The sequence below is a fragment of the Streptomyces sp. NPDC057136 genome, assembly GCF_042670885.1.
Lineage (GTDB): Bacteria > Actinomycetota > Actinomycetes > Streptomycetales > Streptomycetaceae > Streptomyces.
This window is the reverse complement of record NZ_JBHUUV010000008.1, coordinates 15,161-35,049: the sequence shown is the minus strand read 5'-3', so window position 1 is coordinate 35,049 and position 19,889 is coordinate 15,161. Positions and strand designations below refer to the sequence as shown.

Sequence of the window (19,889 nt, the reverse complement as noted above, 5' to 3'; positions counted from 1 at the left end):
GGCCGTGGGCGTGCGCCGGGCTGTGCCGGTCACCGCGTGCCCGCACCAGGAGGCGTCCTGGGGGCTGCGTGGTGGGCCGGGACCGCCGGACTGACAAGGCGCCGGACCGGAGGCGGACCGGTCGCCCGCTGTTCGGGCCGTCGGGACGGAGAACTGCCCCGTTCCGACGGCGGGACGGAAGCCATAGGCGTGCTGCCTAACGGGAAGTGACGGGCGCGGCCACGGCCTTACGGGGCCGTGTAGGCCCGTGGGCGAGGGGGCGGCGGTGGGGCCGCCCATACGGACGGCGTACCCCGTGCCAATACCCCCTGGAACCGAAAGTGGAGAGCGGCCATCGAGGCTGCGGGGCGAGGGGAGCATCTCCGCTCGCCGGGCCTTCGGGGCGCTGAGCGCCGGGCCGGTCTCGGACGCCTGGGGCGTCGACCACCACAACTGGCGAATGAACCGTGCGTACGATGACCGGAATCCGGTCCGCAACGCACACGATGCCAGGTCTTCATCGTCGACCCGGCGCGACGTCAGGTCAAGGGGATTCATTCACTATTAACGCGTTTTACTCTGATTTCGTGTCGGGAAGTACGCCACGGCTGCCCTCGGCGATCCTCTTCGTGATCTCCGCGGGCCCGGCAGGGCGGCCGTAGTACCAGCCCTGGGCCCAGTCGCAGCCCATGGTGCGGAGCCGCTCCGCGTCCGCCGCGGCTTCGACGCCCTCGGCCGTCACGGTCAGTCCGAGCGTGTGCGCCAGCGAGATCAGGCCGCGGATGATCCGCCAGCCCACGTGGTCGCTGTCCGAGCCGGGGTGCAGGTCCGTGACGAAGGAGCCGGCCAGTTTGAGTCCCGACACGGGCAGGTCCCGCAGATAGGCGAGGTTCGACCAACCGGTGCCGAAATCGTCGACGGTGAGCGAGACGCCCATGTCGACCAGGTTGTCCAACGCCTGCAACGCCGGGTCCCTGGGGCCGAGCAGCACACTTTCGGTGATCTCCAGCTGGAGCCGGCCGGGGTCGAGACCGGTGAGCCGCAAGGCGCGGTCGACATCCGGGACGAGCGCGGAGTTCCGGGCCTGCCGTACGGCCAGATTGACATTCATCCGCGGCGCCGCGGGGCCGAACTGCTCCGCCCACCGCGCGGCCTGTTCACACGCCTGCGTCAGGACCCAGCGCCCCAGCGGGATGATCAGCCCGCTCTCCTCGGCGGTCGTGATGAACTCGTCGGGACCCAGTACCCCCAGCTCCGGATGGCGCCAGCGCACCAGTGCCTCGACGGCGACCATCGAGTCGTCGGCGAGCGCGCACAGTGGCTGGTAGTCGATGAAGAACTCACCGCGGTCCAGAGCCAGCGGAATCCGTACCGACATCGCGTACTGGCTCAGCGCGACCGCGTTGCGCCGCGGGTCGAAGAACGTCCACCGGTCGCGCCCCTCCTTCTTGGCCCGGTACAGCGTGAGGTCCGCCGCGCGCATCGCAGCCCCGGGGCTGGTGGCGGACACGGCCTGCTCCACGACGCCGACACTGGCCCGGACCGACAGCTTCTGGCTGTCGATCAGGAACGGAGCGGTGAGGGCGGCCAGCACCGTCTGGGCCACGGCAGCCGCTTCCTGCCGGCCGTGGGACTTCTCCACCAGAACGATGAACTCGTCGCCGCCCAGGCGCGCCACCAGGTGGCCCAGCGGGGCCACGGCGACCTGCAGCCGTTGCGCCACGGCGCTCAGCAGCCGGTCCCCGGTCTCGTGACCGAGGCTGTCGTTGATGCTCTTGAAGCCGTCGAGGTCCACCGAGCAGAGACAGAACCGGCCGGTTGGTTCCGGCGCGGCGAAGAGCTGCTCCAGACGTTCGAAGAACGTCCTGCGGTTCGGCAGCCCGGTCAGCGGATCGTGCGTGGCCTGGAAGTGCAGCCGCTCCTGGAGGCGGTGGCGGTCGGTGATGTCCTCCAGCATCGCCACCTGGTAGCGCGGGCGCTCGTCCTCGCCCCGGATCAGAGACACGACCAGATGGGTCCAGACCACCTCGCCGTCCTGGCGGTAGTACGGCTTGTCGCACTGGAAGCTGTCCAGTTCGCCGTCGACGAGCCGCCGGTACGACTCCCACACTCCGGGGCCGTCCGCGGGGTGGACCAGCATGTCGACGCTGAACCTGCGGATGTCCTCGGCCCGTGCGCCGAACATATCCTGGAGTGCGGTGTTCACCGCCAGGATGTTGCCGTCCAGGTCGCCGATCCCGATGCCGATCGCGGCGTTCTCGAACATGGCCCGGAATCGGGCCTCGGAGGCGTACAGAGCTTTCTCGACGCCCCCGCGTGCCAGTTCGGACGCCCGGCGTACCGCCTCCTGATCGTGCAGCGTACGGTCGCGCAGCGCCGCCGCCCAGCCGGCCGCGAAGGCGCCGGTGAGGGCGGGGCCGCGGTCGTCGTCGGCCGGCCAGTCCTGCAGCAGTTCGACGGCGCGCGCCATCATCTGCGGATCGGTGAACTGGTGCTGCACCAGCAGGGAGCCGGCCCGTGCGGCCATGGAGGCGTCGAACGGGTCGTCACGGTGAGCGCGCATCAGCAGCTCGGTCGTCCCGGCCACCAGATGGCTCAGCGGACCGGGGAGCACGGCGGTCCCGTGCCCCTCGCGCAGGAGGTGGGCCCAGGCAGCGGCGAAGCGGGCGGAGGACTCGTCGCCGGGAGCGCATTCGGCGGAGTCCATGGATTCCCTGCCGCGCCCGGACGACGGAGCGCTCATGGCAGGAGCCCCACTCCGGCCAGCCCCGTCATCCTCTCCGGGTGAGGTCCAACGGACGCCGGGTCCAGCGGTTTCCACTCGGAGAGGTAGACGAGGCCGGGATCCTCCAGCTCGAATCCGTCGAAGATCGCGGCGATGCCGCTCCTGGAACGCATGGTCAGCGGCATCGTCGACTGCTTGTAGAGATCCTGGTGCTCCTTCGCCCGGTCCGGCCGGCCCTCGTTCGACGCATGCGAGAGCACGAGTGCGCTGCCGGCCGGCAGCGCGTCCCGCAGGACCCGGACGATCCCGGCCGGGTCCTCCTCGTCCGTCACGAAGTGGAGCACGGCTACGAGCAGGACCCCCACCGGTTCTCCGGCACTCAGCAACTCGGCCACAGGGGGCTCGGCCAGCAGCCGCTCCGGGTTGCGCATGTCCGCGCGCACCACCTCGCACTGCGGGTCGTCCCGCAGGATGAGTCTGCTGTGTTCGACGGCCACGGGGTCGATGTCGACGTAGACGACCCTGGCCTCCGGGCGGATCTCCCGTGCGGCCTCGTGCACCGTTCCGAACGTCGGAATTCCCGATCCGATGTCGAGGAACCGGGTGATGCCCTCACGGGCGAGGAACTGCACGGCCCGCTGGAGAAAGGCCCGGTTGCTGCGCATGATGAGCGGAAGGTCCGGCCACATCTCGATGGCCTTGCGGGCCATCTCGCGGTCCACGGCGAAGTTGTGGGAACCGCCCAGGTAACAGTCGTAGACACGTGCCACATTGGGCCGTTCGAAGTCCGTTCCCTCCAGCACCCATTCCTCGTGCGACATGAACGTACCCCTTACCGGAAGGCAGCAGTTCCGGGCCTCCAGAACGAGCCTCCAACGATCGCCCGCCGACCGCAACCTCATGCACGGAGCGTGGCCGGCCGTGCGCCGGACGCGCGGACCGTGCGGAGAACCCCCCGGCACCCGACAATGAGAGAAGGTCAAGGGGGTCGGACATGTCAGGTCGCATCGAGGACTACGCCCTCATCGGCGATCTCAGCACAGCGGCGCTCGTCGGCAGGGACGGTTCGGTCGACTGGTTCTGCGCACCGCGGTTCGACTCACCCGCCTGCTTCGCCGCGCTGCTCGGCGACGAGGACCACGGGCGGTGGCGGATGGCCCCGGTGGGCGCCGGACAGTGCACCGAGCGGCGCTACCGCGGCGACACGCTCGTCCTGGAGACGCTGTGGGAAACCGGCAGCGGCGCCGTCAGGGTCACCGATTTCATGCCCCACCGCGACGGCGTTCCCCGGCTGATGCGGATCGTCGAAGGAGTCCGCGGCACCGTCGAGATGCGCGGCGAACTCTGTCTGCGCTTCAACTACGGCCGGATCGTCCCCTGGGTGCGCCGCACGGCCCGCCACCGGGTGGCCGTCGCGGGCCCCGACTCGGCATGGCTGCGTGTCCCGCCCGGGGTGCACACCTACGGGCGGTCCACCGTCACCTGCTCCGACTTCACCGTCCGGGCGGGCGAGCGCGTCCCGTTCGTTCTCACCTGGCAGCCCTCGCACCTGCCGAACGGCTCGCGCACCGATGCGGAGCGGGCGCTGGGCGAGACCCTCGGGGAGTGGGAGCGGTGGGCGGCGGGCTGCCGTTACGAGGGGGAGTGGCGGGACCCCGTCATGCGCTCCTTGATCACGCTGAAGGCCCTGGCCTATGCCCCGACCGGCGGAATCGTCGCGGCGGTCACCTCGTCCCTGCCGGAGATCGCTGGAGGCGTACGCAACTGGGACTACCGGTTCTGCTGGTTGCGCGACTCCAGCATGACATTGTCCGCGCTGCTGCGCGGCGGCTTCCGTGACGAGGCCGCCGCCTGGCGGCGATGGCTCGTGCGGGCCGCGGCCGGGGATCCGGGGGATCTGCAGAGTCTGTACGGGGTGGGCGGCGAGCGCCGACTGCCGGAGACCGTCGCCGACTGGCTGCCGGGCTACGAGGAATCGGCACCCGTGCGATTCGGTAACGCGGCCGTCGAGCAGTTCCAGCTCGATGTGTACGGCGAGGTCATCGACACCCTGTATCTGGCGCTGCGCGCGGGCATTCCGATGGAACGTCATGTGTGGGGCCTGGTCCGCAGTCTGATGTCCTACCTGGAGGCGCACTGGAGCGACCCCGACGAAGGTCTCTGGGAGGGCAGAGGTGCACGCCGGCACTGGGTGCACTCCAAGGTGATGGTGTGGGTGGCCGCCGACCGTGCCGTACGGATCGCCGAGGCAACCGGGCTCCCGGCGCCCGTCGACCGCTGGCGTGCGCTGCGCGACACCGTCCATGCCGATGTCTGCGCGCGTGGCTACGACCCCGGGCGGGGCATTTTCGTCCAGCACTACGACGGGCACGAGGTGGACGCCGCGACGCTGTTCGTCGTCAAGACGGGCTTCCTGCCGCCGTGGGACCCCCGGGTGGTGCGTACCGTGGCGGCGGTCCGCGACGAACTGGACCAGGGCGGGTTCGTCCGCCGCTATGTGCCGGACGTTGCGACCGACGGGCTGCCAGGCCCCGAAGGGGCGTTCCTCGCCTGCTCGTTCTGGCTGGCAGACGCGCTCGCGGCCACCGGACGCCCCGCCGAGGCCCGGGAACTCTTCGGCCGTGCGGTCGCGGCCGGCAACGACCTCGGCCTGCTCTCCGAGGAGTGGGACCCGGAAACTGCGCGCCAACTCGGCAACACACCACAGGCGTTCACTCACGTCGCCCTGGTCAACACCGCGTTCACCCTTGCGGAGTCCGCTCGTTGAGTCCTGCCCCGCACGGGCCGTCCCCCGAGGGGTGTGGCGGTAACCGGCTGGGCAGGTACAGCTGTGCGAGCCCGGCGAGGGCCGGGGAACCGGTGCAGAGGGGCGAATGACGTGACGGAACAGAGCGCGTGGCGATTTTCCGACGACCGGGGGCAGGTGTCGACGGCCGCGCGCCGTCCGGCCCGGATACTCGCGTACATCCAGGCCGGAGCAACGCTGTGGGACTACGGCATACGGCCCGAGGGGATCTTCGGCTCCGGTCACGACGGTCCCGCACCCGACCGCGCGAAGGCCGGCGCCCTGCCACTGGATTCGGTGGACTACGTGGGCGCGGGTGGCGCCCTGGACATCGAGACCCTGCTGCGTGGAGCGCCGGACCTGGTCGTCGCCGTTTCCTACGGCGGCGGACAGGTCTATGGCCTCGCTCCCGAGACCGCCAAGCATCTGGAGGAGCAGGTCCCGGTCGTCGTGATCGACGTGGGCCGGGCCCGCGGCTTTGCCGCGATCGGCGACCGGTTCGGCGAACTGGCCCGCTCGCTGGGCGCCGAACCCGCCCCGGCCGCCGACAGGGAGTCGGCTGCCGCAGGAGAACGGCTGCGCGCGGTCGTCGCCGCCGTGCAGGACCGGCCCCAGGTGCTCGCGCTCTCACCGGCCGGGCGCGAGGAGGTCCACCTCGCCCGCCCCGGGATGTGGCCCGAACTGCGGGTGCTGGCCGACCTCGGAGTGAACATGATGGAGCCGGCCGAGGGGCCGGGCGCCGGCTGGTCCACCGTCGACCGGGCGCACGCGGCGGAGCTGCGGCCCCCTCTCGTCCTCGCGGACGTCAGGGCCCACGCCACCCCGCTCGACGCGTTCGCGGCGGCAGCGGTCGGGTCGGCAGCGGGCGGGCCTGCCCTGTGGGAGTCGGCCCGCGTCGTGCCGTGGAACCCGGAGCCACCGTGCAGCCCCCGGGCCCATGCCCGCTTCCTGACCTCGGTGGCGGATGCCCTGGAGGCGGTGGGGAGCGAGCGCTGAGCCCGGCAGGAGCCCTCCGGGATTCCCCCAAATAAAGTTTGCAAAAATACTTTGGGGAAGAGGTGGATCTGCTTTGGGCTGCCGTCACGGACAGCGATGAGCAGCACCGCGTACTCGATCCCGAGTGGGACACGGCGGCCCTGAAGGCCCTCACGCACCCTCTGCGTATCAGGCTGCTCGGACTGCTGCGGCAGCACGGCCCGGCCACCGCGAGCGAGCTGGCGGTCCGGACGGGGGAGACGTCCGCCTCCACCAGCTACCACCTGCGGGTCCTGGCCAAGTACGCCTTCGTCGTCGAGGCCGAGCACCGCGACGGCCGGGAGCGCCGCTGGAAGTCCGTGCACGCCCTCACCTCATGGAGCAACGAGGCGATGCACGCCACGCCCGGCAGCCGGGCCGCGCTCGGGGCGCTGCGCCGCCGGCAGATCGAGCACCTGCAGAGCGCGCTCGCCCAGCACGAGGCGGACATGGAGGCCGGACGGCTCGGCGCGGAATGGCAGGAACCGTCGAACGTGAGCGACCTGCTGCCCCGGCTGACGCCGGAGTCCCTCAGTGAGCTTTGGGCCGCCCTCGACACCAAACTCGCCGAACTGACGGCGCGCGACGCATCCGACCCGAGGGCCGAAGAGGTCGTCCTGGTCACCGCAGGACTCCCCCTGGCCGGCGGCGGCCCTGCGGCATCCGACGGCGCACGGGACACGGCCCCGGAAGGTGCCTCGTGACCGCGAAGATCTTCGGCACAGCCTGGGCCTTTCCATCGTGCGTTCCGTGGCCCGCGCGCACGACGGCGAGGTGATGGGCCGCCGCGAAGGCGGTGGTCTGGTGGTGACGGTGACCCTGCCTGCACTCGAATGCCGCACGTGCTGACCTTCGTCCGCCGGCAGCGCCGCACCCCCCGTACGGACGCGTGCGATCGCGCGGTCCGCTCCCGTTGGCGAGGCTGGCCGGAGCCGAAACCGTACGTTCCCAGGAGCAGGCATGCAGCAGGACAAGCACCCCTCGTACCGCCCCGTGGTCTTCCGTGACCGTTCCGCCGGTTACGCCTTCCTGACCAGGTCCACCGCGTCGAGCGAACAGACGATCGACTGGGACGACGGCAACAGCTACCCCGTGATCGACGTGGAGATCTCCGCCGAAAGCCACCCGTTCTTCACCGGCAAGGCCAGGGTGATCGACACCGAGGGGCAGGTCTCCAAATTCGAGCGACGGTACGGGGAGGATGGGGCTCAGGACGCCTCCTGAGCCCGCCCCCGGACCCCTGGGCCCCCGAGTCTCCCGGCGCTCTTCCCGAGCGCCGGGAGATCTTGGCTGTCACATCTCTTGACACAGTTGGCCAACCGCTCGTAACTTGCGTGCAACATCGTACTAACGCGCGTTACTAAAGCGCGTAACCGAGCGACCCGCTGTCGGTGGGGCGCAGGGAGCAGGCAAAGTGGCCACGAGCAGGACGCGTCGCGTGACGATGAGCGAGGTGGCGGAGCGGGCGGGCGTATCGCGCACCACCGTCTCCTTCGTCCTGAACGCTCGCGCCGACGCCGCCATCCCCGAAGAGACCCAGGCCCGCATCCGGGCCGCGATCGAGGAGCTCGGCTACCGGCCGAACGCCGGGGCCAGGGCGCTCGCCGCCAAGCGCAGCGAGTGGTACGGGCTCATCACCGAGATCGTCACCGCGCCCTTCGCCGTCGATGTGATCAAGGGTGCGCAGGACCGGGCCTGGGCCGACGGGAAGTTCCTGCTCATCACCGCGGGCGACACCGATCCCGCCATGGAGGCCGCCGCCTTCGACAAGCTCCTCGAACAGCGGGCCGAAGGGCTGCTGTATGCCACGACCTGGCACCGCGCCGTGAAGCTGCCGCCCGCAGCACGCGAGGTACCCGTCGTCCTGGTGAACTGCTTCGACGCGGACGGCGCACTGCCCTCCGTCGTTCCCGACGAGGTCGCGGGCGGCTACACCGCCACCGGGCGGCTGCTCGACGCGGGCCACCGGCGCATCGGATTCATCAACCTCGACGCCGGCATCCCGGCGGCGGTCGGCCGGCGTCTGGGTTACGAGCAGGCGCTCCGCGAAGCCGGACTCGGCATCGACGACAGCCTGGTCGTGCCCGGCCACGCCACCGCCGACGGCGGATACGCCGCCGCCTGCTCACTGCTCGACCGTACCGACCGGCCCACCGCGCTGTTCTGCGGAAACGACCGGACCGCGATGGGCGCCTACGACGCCATCAAGGAACGCGGACTCCGGATCCCGGACGACATCGCCGTCATCGGATTCGACAATCAGGAACTCATCGCCGCCTATCTGCGGCCCGGCCTCACCACAGTCGCTCTGCCGTTCGAACTCATGGGAGCCAAGGGCGTCGACATGCTCGGCGCTCTCACAGCGGGACAGCCGCTCACCACCACACAGGTGACGGTCGACTGCCCGCTGATCGAACGCTCGTCGGTCTGACTGCGAATCAGCCCGACGGGATTCCTCACCCGTCTCCGGTCAATGTGAAGAAGAGAGAAGAGACATCATTATGGCACCGTCGATACGTGCCCGGCGCTTCCGGAGGGCCGCACTCGTCGCCCCCCTCGCCGCCGCGGCCCTGCTGCTCTCGGGTTGCAGCGGCGCCGGTACGAACGCCGCGGGGGACTCCTCCGGCAAGCAGCTCCTCACCATTCCCCGTGAGGACTTCGCCACCTTCACCCGCAACTTCAACCCGTTCGCGCCCGGCCAGGTGATCGCACCGCTGACCACCCAGGCCGTCTACGAGGCGATGCTCGTCTACAACCCCGCCAACGGCAAGGCCACTCCGTGGCTGGCCAGCTCCTGGGAGACCACCCCGGACGGGAAGACCGTCACCTTCACCCTGCGCGACGGCGTCAAATGGTCCGACGGCAAGCCGCTGACCGCGGAGGACGTGGCGTACACCTTCGGCCTCCAGAAGAAGCTGCTCGGCGGCTACGAGTTCCTGAAGACGGCGAAGGCCGAGGGTACGAACAAGGTCGTCTTCTCCCTCAGCAAGCCATACTCACCGGGTGTCTTCGAGCTCGGCAAGCAGGTCATCGTGCCCAAGCACGTGTGGGAGAAGGTCAAGGACCCGGCGAAGGACACCAACCCGGACCCGGTCGGCTCAGGCCCGTACACCGAGGTCGCCAACTTCCAGAGCCAGTCGTACGAGCTCCGCAAGAACCCCGAGTACTGGCAGCCGAGGAAGCAGCGGATCGAGGGCATCCGGGTCCTCGGTTTCTCCGGCAACGACAGCGCCAACCTGGCCTTCGTCAACGGTGAGGCGGACTGGACGCAGTCGTTCATCCCGGACATCAAGAAGAGCTTCGTCGCCAGGGACCCCCAGCACAACAAGTACTGGTACCCGAGGACCGGGTCCATGATCGACTGGACGATGAACACCACCAAGGCGCCCTTCGACGACGCCGTGGTGCGCAAGGCGCTCAGCCGGGCCGTCGACCGCGAGAGCGTCACCAAGGTCGGCATGAACGGCTACACCGCGCCCGCCGACTGCACGGGCCTGTCCGGTGGTTACGACAAGTGGCGCGACACCGCCGTAGCGGACTCCTGCACCTGGACGAAGCACGACGCGGTCGCCGCCGGCAAGGCGCTGGACGCGGCGGGCTACAAGAAGGGCTCCGACGGCAAGCGCAAGCTCAAGAACGGCAAGCCGTTCGCCTTCGACATCTCCGTCGGCTCCGCCTCCTCCGACTGGCTGTCCGTCGCCAACATCATCAAGCAGAACCTCGCCGAGATCGGCGTCACCGCCACCGTGAAGTCCCCCGACTGGGCGGCGGTCGTCAGCAGTTACGAGACGGGCGAGTACGACACCGGCATCGTCTGGAGCGACAACGGAGCCACGCCGTACCAGTTCTACAAGACCACGATGGGCACCGAAACGGTCAAGCCCGTCGGTGACAGGGCGCTGAGCAACTACCACCGCTTCGGCGACAAGCAGGCCGACACGCTGCTGAACGAGTTCGTCGCCGAGTCCGACGTCGCCGGACAGCAGACCAAGCTCACCGCCCTGCAGAAGCTGTTCGCGGAGAAGGCGCCCGTCGTGCCGCTCTTCCCCGGCCCGGAGTGGGGTGCGTACACCGACAGCCGCTTCACCGGCTGGCCCACCGAGGACAACCCGTACGCCACGCTCACCAACCGTGGCGACACCACCGTCCTCGTCCTGACGAGCCTGAAGCCCGCTCTGCACTGACATCCCGTCACTCCGGTGGCCCGCCGTCGCCGACCCGTGCGGCGGGCCACCGGCCCCTCACAGAACCGAAAGAGGGACCGGTGCGTTACCTCCTGCGCAACCTGGGCTTCTACCTGCTCGCCTTCTGGGCCTCGATCACCCTGAACTTCCTGCTGCCCCGCTTCATGCCCGGCGACCCCGTCTCCCGGATGTTCGCCCGCTCCCAGAGCCAGATGCAGCCGGAACAGATCGACCAGATCCGCCGGCTGTTCGGCCTCGACCACCGGCCGATGTGGGAGCAGTACATCGACTACATCAAGGACGTCTGCACCGGGAACATGGGCATCTCCCTGTCCCGCTTCCCGACACCCGTCTCCGAGGTCATCGCCTCCCAGATCGGCTGGACCCTGCTGCTCGGCGGTACGTCCCTGGTCATCGCCGTCGTCATCGGCAACCTGCTGGGCATCCTTGCCGCCTGGCGCCGCGGCGGCGTCCTCGACTCGGTGTTCCCGCCGCTGCTCGTCTTCGCCGGCTCGTTCCCGTACTTCTGGCTCGCCATGGGCGCGCTCTACCTGTTCGGCATGACGCTGGGCTGGTTCCCGATGCGGCACGCCTTCGACGTCGGCTTCAGCCCCGAACTCTCCTGGGCGTTCATTTCCAACGCGGCCACGCACCTCGTGCTGCCGGCCCTGACGATCGTTCTCGTATCGGTCGGCGGCTGGATGCTCGGCATGCGCAACACCATGATCGCCACGGTCGCCGAGGACTACATCACCATGGCGGAGGCCAAGGGCCTCAAACCCGCCCGGATCATGTTCCGTTACGCCGCACGCAACGCGATGCTGCCGTCCGTCACCAACTTCGGCATGGCGCTCGGTTTCGTGGTCGGCGGCGCGCTTCTCACCGAAGTCGTCTTCGCCTACCCGGGCGTCGGCTTCCAGCTCCTCGCCGCCGTTCAGGGCCTCGACTACCCGCTGATGCAGGGCATCTTCCTCACCATCACCGCCGCCGTACTGGTCGCCAACTTCCTCGTCGACCTCGTCTATGTCCGTCTCGACCCGCGTGTGCGCGTCCGCTGAGCGGCTGAGAAGGAGAAAGACCCCCATGAGTGTCCTCGACTCCCGCACGGAGCAGGCCGCACCACCCGCCGGACCACCCGCGGCCATCCCCGGGCGGGGCCGCACCGGACTCCTGCGCGCCCTGCTCGCCAACCGCAAAGCCCTGTTCGGGGCCGTTGTCCTGGCCCTGTTCGTCCTGCTCGCGATGCTGGCCCCGCTGATCGCGCCCGGCGACCCCTCGAAGATCAACAGTCAGGGTGCATCGGCACCCTCGGCGCAGCACGTCCTCGGCACGACCGCCAAGGGACAGGACGTTCTCGCGCTGACCCTGTGGGGTGCGCGCAGTTCGCTGTTCGTCGGCTTCTCGGTCGGCCTCGCGGCGACCGCGCTCGCCGTGCTCGTCGGCATGGCCTGCGCCTACTTCGGCCGGATCGTCGACGACGTCCTGTCGCTCGTCACCAACATCTTCCTGCTGGTGCCCGGCGTGCCCCTGCTGGTGATCCTGGCCGCGTTCATGCCGCCCGGCACAACGACCGTGATCCTGGTCCTGGTCGTCACCGGCTGGGCGGGTTCCGCCCGCGTGCTGCGCGCGCAGGCCAAGTCGATCCGGGGGAAGGACTTCGTCGCCGCGTCCGTCGTCACCGGTGAGAGCGCCCTGCGGATCATGTTCCGGGAGATCCTGCCGAACATGGCCTCCGTCGTCATGACGACCCTGCTCGGCTGCGTCATCTTCGGCATCGGCGCCCAGGCCGGCCTGGAGTTCCTCGGCCTGGGCGACGCGAGTGTCGTCAGCTGGGGCACCAACCTCTACTGGGCGGGCAACGACGGTGCGCTGATGACCGGCGCCTGGTGGGTGTTCGTCCCCTCCGGCCTCTGCATCGCCCTCGTCGCCTTCGCCCTCGCGATGGCCAACTACGCGGTCGACGAGATCACCAACCCGAGGCTGCGCTCCCGCCGCAGCAAGCCGGCCACGATGCCCCGGAAGAAGGGCTGACCGATGACCTCGTCCTCTCTCCAGCCTGTGCTGGACGTACAGAACCTCCGTGTCGAGTACGGCGGTGACGGCCGCAGTGTCGTCGGTGCCGACAACGTCTCCTTCACCATCGGGGCCGGTGAGATCTTCGGCCTCGCGGGGGAGTCCGGCTGCGGCAAGTCGACCGTCGCCAACGCCGTGATGCGCCTGCTGAAGCCGCCCGCCCGGATCACCGGATCGGTCATGTTCAAGGGCCGCGACATCCTCGCGATGGACGCCAGGGAACTGCGCGCGTTCCGCTGGCGCGAGATCGCCATGGTGTTCCAGTCCGCGATGAACTCGCTCAACCCGGTCCTCACCGTCGGCGAGCAGATCGGCGACATCTTCACCACCCACGAGCGGACGAAGAAGCGAGAGGCCCGCGCACGCTCCGGCGAACTCCTCGAACTCGTCGGCATCGACCCCGCCCGGCTGAAGTCCTACCCGCACCAGCTGTCCGGCGGGATGCGCCAGCGCGTCGTCATCGCGATGGCCGTCGCCCTGAAACCGTCCCTGCTCATCATGGACGAGCCGACCACCGCCCTCGACGTCGTGGTCCAGCAGGAGATCATGGCGCAGATCGGCGACCTCCAGCGCGAGCTGGGCTTCTCCGTCCTCTTCATCACTCACGACATGTCCCTGATGGTCGAGCTATCCCACCGGATGGGCGTCATGTACGGGGGCCGGCTCGTCGAGCTCGCACCGGCGAAGGAGATCTTCGCCGAGCCTCTGCACCCGTACACCAAGGCGCTGATGAACGCCTTCCCGCCGCTGACCGGTCCGCGGACCGAGCTCACGGGCCTCGCCGACACTCCGCGTACCCGGGAGAACTGCGGCTTCCACATCTCGTGCCCCGCCGACCGTGCCGACTGCTCGACGAACATTCCCGACCTGCGCGAGGTGGCCACCGGCCGGTTCGTCGCCCGCACCATCGGAGGCGACGCGCGATGACGCCCACGGCCACCACGACCCGTGTCCCGCTGATGAGCGTGCGGGGACTCACCAAGGACTTCCGGATGGGCGGACTGTTCTCCCGCGACCACCACCGGGCCCTCAACGCCGTCGACCTGGACATTCCGCACGGCCGGATCGTCGCCCTCGTCGGCGAGTCGGGCAGCGGCAAGTCCACCCTCGCCCGCTGTCTCGCACGGCTGGAACAGCCGAGCGCGGGGCAGGTCCTGCTCGATGGCCAGGACGTCCTCAGGACCCAGAAGCGGGGCGCCTCGCGCGCGTACCGCGGCGCCGTCCAGATGGTCTTCCAGGACCCCTTCGGCTCCCTCAATCCCGTCCACCGTGTCGAGCACTTCCTGCGCCGCGCCCTGCTCGTGCACGGGCGCCCCGCCGGGGAGAGCGAGCTGCGCGAGCTCATGACCACGGTCGGGCTGACCGAGGACATGCTTCAGTCCTACCCGCACGAGCTCTCCGGCGGTCAGCGGCAGCGCGTCGCCATCGCCCGCGCCCTCGCCGTCGATCCCCGGCTCGTCCTCGCCGACGAACCGACCTCGATGCTCGACGTCTCCGTGCGTGTCGGCATCCTCAACCTGATGCGACGCCTGCGCGACGAGCGAGGCATCTCGATGCTCTACATCACGCACGACCTGGCATCGGCCCGCTATGTCGCCGACACCACCCAGGTGCTGTTCGCCGGTGAGCTCGTCGAGGGCGGCGACTCGCTCGCCCTGATGGACCGGCCCGCCCACCCGTACACCCAGCTCCTGCTCTCCGCCGTGCCCGACCCCGAGCGGACCGCACCGTACGACCCGGTCCTGCGGGCGCGGCTACGCGCCGCCGTACTGACACCGGAGAGCTGCCCGTACGAGGACGAAGGCGTGTGCAGCCGCACCGAGCCCGTTCGCCATGTCGTCGGCGAGGACGACGGGCAGCCCCACTGGGTGCGCTGCCACCTGTACGCCCCGGCCACGCCCACCGCGCGCCGCGTCCTGACCGCGGCCACCCCGGAAACCGAGAACGCCTGATCATGACCCACGACCTCACCCTGCCCCGCGCCCGCCACGAGGACGCGCCGAAGGGCCTGGCCGAGCGTGCCGTCCTCGACCCGCAGCGGCCCCGCTTCCACTTCACCGCCCCCGGCGGGTGGCTCAACGACCCCAACGGGCTGGCCCATTGGGACGGCGTCTACCACCTCTTCTACCAGTACAACCCCCTCGCCGCCGCCCACCACCGCATCCACTGGGGCCACGCCACCAGCCGCGACCTGGTCACCTGGACCGATGAACCCGTCGCCCTCGTCCCCGGCACCGAGGGCCCCGACCGCGACGGCTGCTGGTCCGGTGTCCTCGTCGACGACGGCGGCACCCCGACGCTCGTCTACTCCGGCCGGCACGGGGATCGCGAACTCCCGTGCGTGGCCACCGGATCGCCCGATCTGCGCACCTGGTGCAAGGACCCCGCCAACCCGGTGATCGCCGCCCCGCCGAAGGGCGACCTCACCGCGTTCCGCGACCACTGCGTCTGGCGCGAGAACGGCGTGTGGCGCCACCTCGTCGGCTCCGGCATACGGGGCACCGGCGGCACGGCCTTCCTGTACGAGTCCGACGACCTGCGCGACTGGCGGTACGTCGGCCCGCTCCTCACCGGCGACGCGAGCACCGGCACGGCCACGGACCTCGACTGGACCGGCACCATGTGGGAGTGCGTCGACCTCTTCCGGCTCGACGGGACCGACATCCTCGCCTTCTCCGCCTGGGACGAGGGCACCACGCACTACCCGCTCTACTGGACCGGCACCTACGAGGGCGACACGTTCGTCCCGCGCGAACTGCACCGGCTGGACTACGGACAGCGCTACTTCTACGCCCCGCAGTCCACCCGCGACGCCCTCGGCCGCCGCATCATGTTCGGCTGGCTCCAGGAGGGACGCGACGAGGACGCCATGGCCGAGACGGGCTGGTGCGGGGTGATGTCCCTGCCCCGCGTCGTCACCCTCGGCGGCGACGGCAGGCTTGTCCAGGCGCCCGTCCCCGAGCTCGCGCGACTGCGCCGCGACGCCGTACGGACCGGCCCGTTCACGGTCACCGACGGCACCCGCGTACTGCTGGACGGCATACGCGGCGACCAGCTGGACATCGAGACGACGCTGCGGCTCGCCCCCGGAGCCGTCGCGCGGCTCGTGGTACGGGAGTCCGCCGACGGTTCCGAGCGGACCGTGATCGAAGTGGCGCGGGCCGATGACGGCACCGGCGCCCTGCGGCTGCACCGCGAGGCGAGCAGCCTCGACCCATCGGTGGACTCCGAACCCCGTTACGGGGAACTGCCGTTGAACGGCGACGGAGTGGTCGAGCTGCGTGTGCTCGTCGACCACTCCGTACTGGAGATCTTCGCCAACGGCCGGGCGCTGGCCGCCCGCGTCTACCCGACCCTCCCCGACGCACTCGGCGTGGCCGTCGCGGCCGTCGGCGAGGTCGCCGTCGAGCGTCTCGACGCCTGGCAGATGGCCGCCGTCTTCGACAGCCCCCGCCCGCTCTGGCCCTAGGGCCTGTCGTTTGGATCACGCCGGGCTGATCCGGCCTGATCCTAACGACAGACCCCCTGTCCCGCTTTCCCGGAGGAGACGACGATGTCCATCTCTCGGCGTGCGCTCATGTCCACGATCGGCCTCACCCTGCTGACCCCGTTTTCCGGAGCCGGCCAGGCAGCGGCCTCCGTACCGGCCCGGGCCCGTCCGGCCGCCCTGCCCGGTGACCTCGCGGCGATCCCCGATCCGCTCGCGGTCACCGGCACCTGGTCCCGTACCGCCGACGGCGGACAGCGGGTGGTGACGGGGGCCGACCGCAACGCCCTCGCCCTGTCCGAGCAGCGCATCGGAGCAGTCGCCGGATACGCGGCCCGCATCACCGTCGACACCGGATCGCCCTACGCGGTCGGCTCGTTGGTCGTCCGGGCCACCGACGACGGCAGGGCCGGATACGCGGCGAGCCTCGACCCGAACCTCGGCCGGGTCCGCCTCTTCGATCTGGCGACCGGCCGCGACCTCGCACCGCCCGCCGCATTCACCGCCCGCCCCGGCACCGGCTATCTGCTCGAAGTAGATCTGGACGGAACGCAGTTGACGGTTTCCGTCAACGGTGCCCAGCTCCTCACCGCACGGGACACCACCTACGCACACGGAGCCGCCGGGCTGCACGCCTACAACGGCACCGTGCTCTTCGGGGCGCCGGGACTCCGCACCGTTACCACCACGGCGACCGGCTGGACCACGACCGGTGGCACCTGGAACGCCACCGTGTTCGGCTGGCTCGCCACGGCACCCGCCGACACCAACACCCGTGCCATCGCGGCCACTCGGGTGCACGACACCGCGTACCAGGCCGACATCCAGATCCACGATCCGTATGCCGTCGCGGCCCTGCTGCTGCGTACCGACGCGGGCGGCACCTCCGGCTACGGCGTACAGGTCGACCCGAACCAGAGCCGGCTGCGGCTCCACCGCATCGACGGGGACGCCACCCTCGGCACCTACAGCACATCCATCGACGTGGGCAAGGTCTACCGGCTCACGGTCAGGGCGGACGGCAAGCGGCTGACCGTCCGCTGGCAGACCGACTTCATCACCCCCGACGGCTACGCCCCGGTGATCACGGCCGAGGACGCCACCCACACCGCCGGGCAGCTCGGCGTCCAGACGTACAACGGCTCGGCCTCCTTCGAGAACGTCGCGGCCATCGGCCTGGTGACGGATCTTCAGGGCTGGTCGGACGTCACCGGCCGCTGGACTCCCGACCTGCGCGGCATCCGGGCCGAGGGCGCCGCGGCGCTGCGTACCGCACCCTTCCCGGGCGGTGACACGCTGCTGAGCGCCGATGTCCTCCTGGCGGGGGCGACGGCAGCGGGCCTGGTGGTCCGCGCCGACGCGGCAGGCGCGGGCGGCTACGAGGCCCGCCTCGACGCGAGCGGCGTACGCCTCGTGGACCGTGCCGACGGCCGCGTCCTCGCCCAGGCGGCACCGCCTGTGCGCCCTTTCGTCGCCGGTTCCACGTATCGGACGGAGATACGCGCCCTGGGGGCGAGCCTGACGGTGACGGTGGACGGGGTCCAGGTCCTGACCGCCACCGCGGTCCGCACCGACGGAGCCGCCGTCGCACTGGTCGCGACCGGGGGAACGGCTCTCTTCCAGGAGGTCCGCGCCCGCACCCCGCAGACGTACTGCACGGACACCTACCGCCCCGGCTACCACTACACCCAGCTCGCCTCACGCACGAGCGACCCCAACGGACTCGTCCGGTACGAGGGCGAGTACCACCTCTTCCACCAGGACGCGGGCCAGTGGGCGCACGCCGTGTCCACCGACCTCCTGCACTGGCGGGCCCTGCCCGTCGCCCTTCCCGTCTCCGAGTTCGGCCACACCTGGTCCGGATCGTGCGTGGTCGACGCCGACGATGCCAGCGGACTCTTCGGGGGCGGCTCCGGGCTGCTCGCCTTCTACACCAGCTACCACCCGGACAAGCCCGGCGGGAACCAGTCGGTGCGTGCCGCCTTCAGCCGGGACAAGGGCCGTTCCTGGCAGTGGTACGGCACAGCGCCCGTCGTACCGAACCCCGGAGGACCGGACGGCGGTTGGGACTTCCGCGACCCGAAGGTGGTCCGCGACGAAGAGCACGGCCAGTGGGTGATGGTGGTGTCCGGCGGCGACCATGTCCGCTTCCACACTTCTACCGACCTGCTGCACTGGACCCACCGCTCCTCCTTCGGCTACGGCGCCTGGGTCGTCGGCGGAGTGTGGGAGTGCCCCGACCTGTTTCCCCTGCCCGTCGACGGACAAGCGGATCAAGTGCGATGGGTGCTCGCCATGTCGACGGGTGCGGTGCGGGCGACAGACGGCTCGGCGGCGGAGTACTTCCTCGGCGACTGGGACGGCGCCACCTTCACCACCACCAACACGGCGGGCACACCCCTGCGCGCCGAGGCGGGCCGCGACTACTACGCGGCGATGACCTTCGCCGGGCTGCCGGGCGGACGGCGCGTCCAGCTCGGCTGGCTCAGCAACTGGGACTACGCGTTCAGCGCACCCACCGGCGAGTGGAACGGCGCGCTGAGCATTCCTCGCGAACTCACCCTCTCCGCCAAGGGACTTGTCCAACGCCCGGCTGCCGAGCTCGAAACCCTGCGGTCGGGCAGCACCACCATCAGCGGCGTCAACGTGCTGCCGGACTCCGCCAACCCACTCGCAGCCGTCCGGGGACGCTCCTACGAGATCGAGGCCGAGATCGCCCTGCCGGGCGCCGGACCCGCCACCGAATTCGGCCTCCGGCTGCGGACCGGAGGAGACAGGCGGACCGTTGTGGGTTACGACGTCGCCGCCCAACGTCTCTTTGTCGACCGCACCGACTCCGGCGTCAGCGACTTCACGGAACACTTCACCGGAAGGACCGCCGCCCCACTGCCGCTCGACACGGTCGACGGTGAACGGCGGCTGCGCGTACGCCTGTTCATGGACACCTCCTCGGTCGAGGTGTTCGGCGGCGACGGACAGGTCACGATCAGCAGCCTCGTCCTCCCCGGACCGGACGACCTGGGAATGGCCTTCTACGCCACCGGTGGCTCCGCCCGGATCGTCGAGCTGACCGTGCACGAGCTGAGAGACGTCTTCAGGGTGACGGACGCCGACCCGAAGCCCGTCGCAGGGCCGGCCGGCGGAGAATTCCGCAGTGGCGGACTCGGGAGCCTCACCGTCGTCCCGGCCGGGCACTGGGAAACCACCGGCGCGGGCCGCACCGGCGTCTTCGACCGGGACTCGACCACCGTCTCCGCCACTGAGTACGGCGATCTCGAACTGACCACGCTGGTGCGGTTCGGCGGACCCGACGGGACCGGCGGCGCCGGCTCCGTCCTGCTGCGCGCCTCGCCCGACGCGGCCGACGGATACGCGGTCAACCTCGACCCGAACCTGCGGACGGTCCGGCTGTTCCGCAAGGATGGCGGGCAGACGACCGTGCTCGCCGAAGTGCCCCTGCTCCTGCGGGCCGGAACGAGCCTCCCGCTGCGGATCAGGGCCTTCGGCAGCCGGATCGAGGTGTTCGTCGACGGCCGGCCGGTCATCGACACGACGGACACCCGCTTCGTACGCGGCAGGATCGGGCTCAATGTGTTCGGAGGCCGCACCGCCTACCAGGACACCTTCGTCACCGCACTCTAG

The 19,889-nt window shown here is 70.3% G+C and carries 14 protein-coding genes; 12 read left to right on the top strand and 2 right to left on the bottom strand.

What is annotated here, in order from left to right:
- Positions 1-553: 553 nt before the first annotated feature.
- Both ACFT7S_RS12545 and ACFT7S_RS12540 read right to left on the bottom strand, forming a co-directional pair.
- Positions 554-2,722: a putative bifunctional diguanylate cyclase/phosphodiesterase gene (locus tag ACFT7S_RS12545; RefSeq protein WP_382730335.1), complete on the bottom strand. Its 2,169-nt coding sequence runs from the start codon at positions 2,720-2,722 to the stop codon at positions 554-556.
- Positions 2,719-3,525 (bottom strand): SAM-dependent methyltransferase, encoded by an 807-nt coding sequence (locus tag ACFT7S_RS12540; RefSeq protein ID WP_382730332.1) that lies wholly within the window; start codon positions 3,523-3,525, stop codon positions 2,719-2,721. Before ACFT7S_RS12540 ends, ACFT7S_RS12545 begins: the two co-directional genes overlap by 4 nt.
- 173 nt (positions 3,526-3,698) lie before the next feature.
- Between ACFT7S_RS12540 and ACFT7S_RS12535 the strand changes: the two genes are divergently transcribed.
- The 12 genes from ACFT7S_RS12535 to ACFT7S_RS12480 all read left to right on the top strand — a co-directional run bounded on the left by ACFT7S_RS12535 (position 3,699) and on the right by ACFT7S_RS12480 (position 19,889).
- Positions 3,699-5,471 carry a glycoside hydrolase family 15 protein gene (locus ACFT7S_RS12535; protein WP_382730330.1) on the top strand — a complete coding sequence of 591 codons (1,773 nt, stop codon included), beginning with the start codon at positions 3,699-3,701 and terminating at the stop codon, positions 5,469-5,471.
- A gap of 111 nt (positions 5,472-5,582) precedes the next feature.
- Positions 5,583-6,485, top strand: a complete 903-nt coding sequence (locus ACFT7S_RS12530) for an ABC transporter substrate-binding protein (protein WP_382730327.1) — start codon at positions 5,583-5,585, stop codon at positions 6,483-6,485.
- A gap of 62 nt (positions 6,486-6,547) precedes the next feature.
- Entirely contained in the window at positions 6,548-7,207 is a 660-nt protein-coding gene (locus ACFT7S_RS12525) for a helix-turn-helix domain-containing protein (protein ID WP_382730325.1), read from the top strand.
- 256 nt (positions 7,208-7,463) lie between these two features.
- Positions 7,464-7,727: a type B 50S ribosomal protein L31 gene (locus ACFT7S_RS12520; protein WP_382730324.1), complete on the top strand. Its 264-nt coding sequence runs from the start codon at positions 7,464-7,466 to the stop codon at positions 7,725-7,727.
- Positions 7,728-7,917: 190 nt separating this feature from the next.
- Positions 7,918-8,934, top strand: a complete 1,017-nt coding sequence (locus ACFT7S_RS12515; protein WP_382730321.1) for a LacI family DNA-binding transcriptional regulator — start codon at positions 7,918-7,920, stop codon at positions 8,932-8,934.
- Between the two features lie 70 nt (positions 8,935-9,004).
- Positions 9,005-10,687, top strand: a complete 1,683-nt coding sequence (locus ACFT7S_RS12510) for an ABC transporter substrate-binding protein (RefSeq protein WP_382730319.1) — start codon at positions 9,005-9,007, stop codon at positions 10,685-10,687.
- 80 nt (positions 10,688-10,767) lie between these two features.
- Positions 10,768-11,745 (top strand): ABC transporter permease, encoded by a 978-nt coding sequence (locus tag ACFT7S_RS12505; protein ID WP_382730317.1) that lies wholly within the window; start codon positions 10,768-10,770, stop codon positions 11,743-11,745.
- Between the two features lie 25 nt (positions 11,746-11,770).
- Positions 11,771-12,718 (top strand): ABC transporter permease, encoded by a 948-nt coding sequence (locus tag ACFT7S_RS12500; RefSeq protein WP_382730315.1) that lies wholly within the window; start codon positions 11,771-11,773, stop codon positions 12,716-12,718.
- A 3-nt stretch (positions 12,719-12,721) separates the two neighbouring features.
- Entirely contained in the window at positions 12,722-13,687 is a 966-nt protein-coding gene (locus ACFT7S_RS12495) for an ABC transporter ATP-binding protein (protein WP_382730312.1), read from the top strand.
- Positions 13,684-14,712, top strand: a complete 1,029-nt coding sequence (locus tag ACFT7S_RS12490; RefSeq protein WP_382730309.1) for an ABC transporter ATP-binding protein — start codon at positions 13,684-13,686, stop codon at positions 14,710-14,712. Before ACFT7S_RS12495 ends, ACFT7S_RS12490 begins: the two co-directional genes overlap by 4 nt.
- Before the next feature lie 2 nt (positions 14,713-14,714).
- Positions 14,715-16,229, top strand: a complete 1,515-nt coding sequence (locus tag ACFT7S_RS12485; protein WP_382730307.1) for a glycoside hydrolase family 32 protein — start codon at positions 14,715-14,717, stop codon at positions 16,227-16,229.
- Between the two features lie 84 nt (positions 16,230-16,313).
- A complete protein-coding gene (locus ACFT7S_RS12480) occupies positions 16,314-19,889 on the top strand; it encodes a GH32 C-terminal domain-containing protein (protein WP_382730304.1) in 3,576 nt (1,191 codons plus the stop codon).

Bases quoted from the DNA above. Each gene is read 5' to 3' on its own strand.
- ACFT7S_RS12495 (WP_382730312.1), top strand. From the start codon at position 12,722: ATGACCTCGTCCTCTCTCCAGCCTGTGCTGGACGTACAGAACCTCCGT.
- ACFT7S_RS12545 (WP_382730335.1), bottom strand. From the start codon at position 2,722: ATGAGCGCTCCGTCGTCCGGGCGCGGCAGGGAATCCATGGACTCCGCC.
- ACFT7S_RS12485 (WP_382730307.1), top strand. From the start codon at position 14,715: ATGACCCACGACCTCACCCTGCCCCGCGCCCGCCACGAGGACGCGCCG.
- ACFT7S_RS12520 (WP_382730324.1), top strand. From the start codon at position 7,464: ATGCAGCAGGACAAGCACCCCTCGTACCGCCCCGTGGTCTTCCGTGAC.
- ACFT7S_RS12480 (WP_382730304.1), top strand. From the start codon at position 16,314: ATGTCCATCTCTCGGCGTGCGCTCATGTCCACGATCGGCCTCACCCTG.
- ACFT7S_RS12500 (WP_382730315.1), top strand. From the start codon at position 11,771: ATGAGTGTCCTCGACTCCCGCACGGAGCAGGCCGCACCACCCGCCGGA.
- ACFT7S_RS12510 (WP_382730319.1), top strand. From the start codon at position 9,005: ATGGCACCGTCGATACGTGCCCGGCGCTTCCGGAGGGCCGCACTCGTC.
- ACFT7S_RS12535 (WP_382730330.1), top strand. From the start codon at position 3,699: ATGTCAGGTCGCATCGAGGACTACGCCCTCATCGGCGATCTCAGCACA.
- ACFT7S_RS12540 (WP_382730332.1), bottom strand. From the start codon at position 3,525: ATGTCGCACGAGGAATGGGTGCTGGAGGGAACGGACTTCGAACGGCCC.
- ACFT7S_RS12490 (WP_382730309.1), top strand. From the start codon at position 13,684: ATGACGCCCACGGCCACCACGACCCGTGTCCCGCTGATGAGCGTGCGG.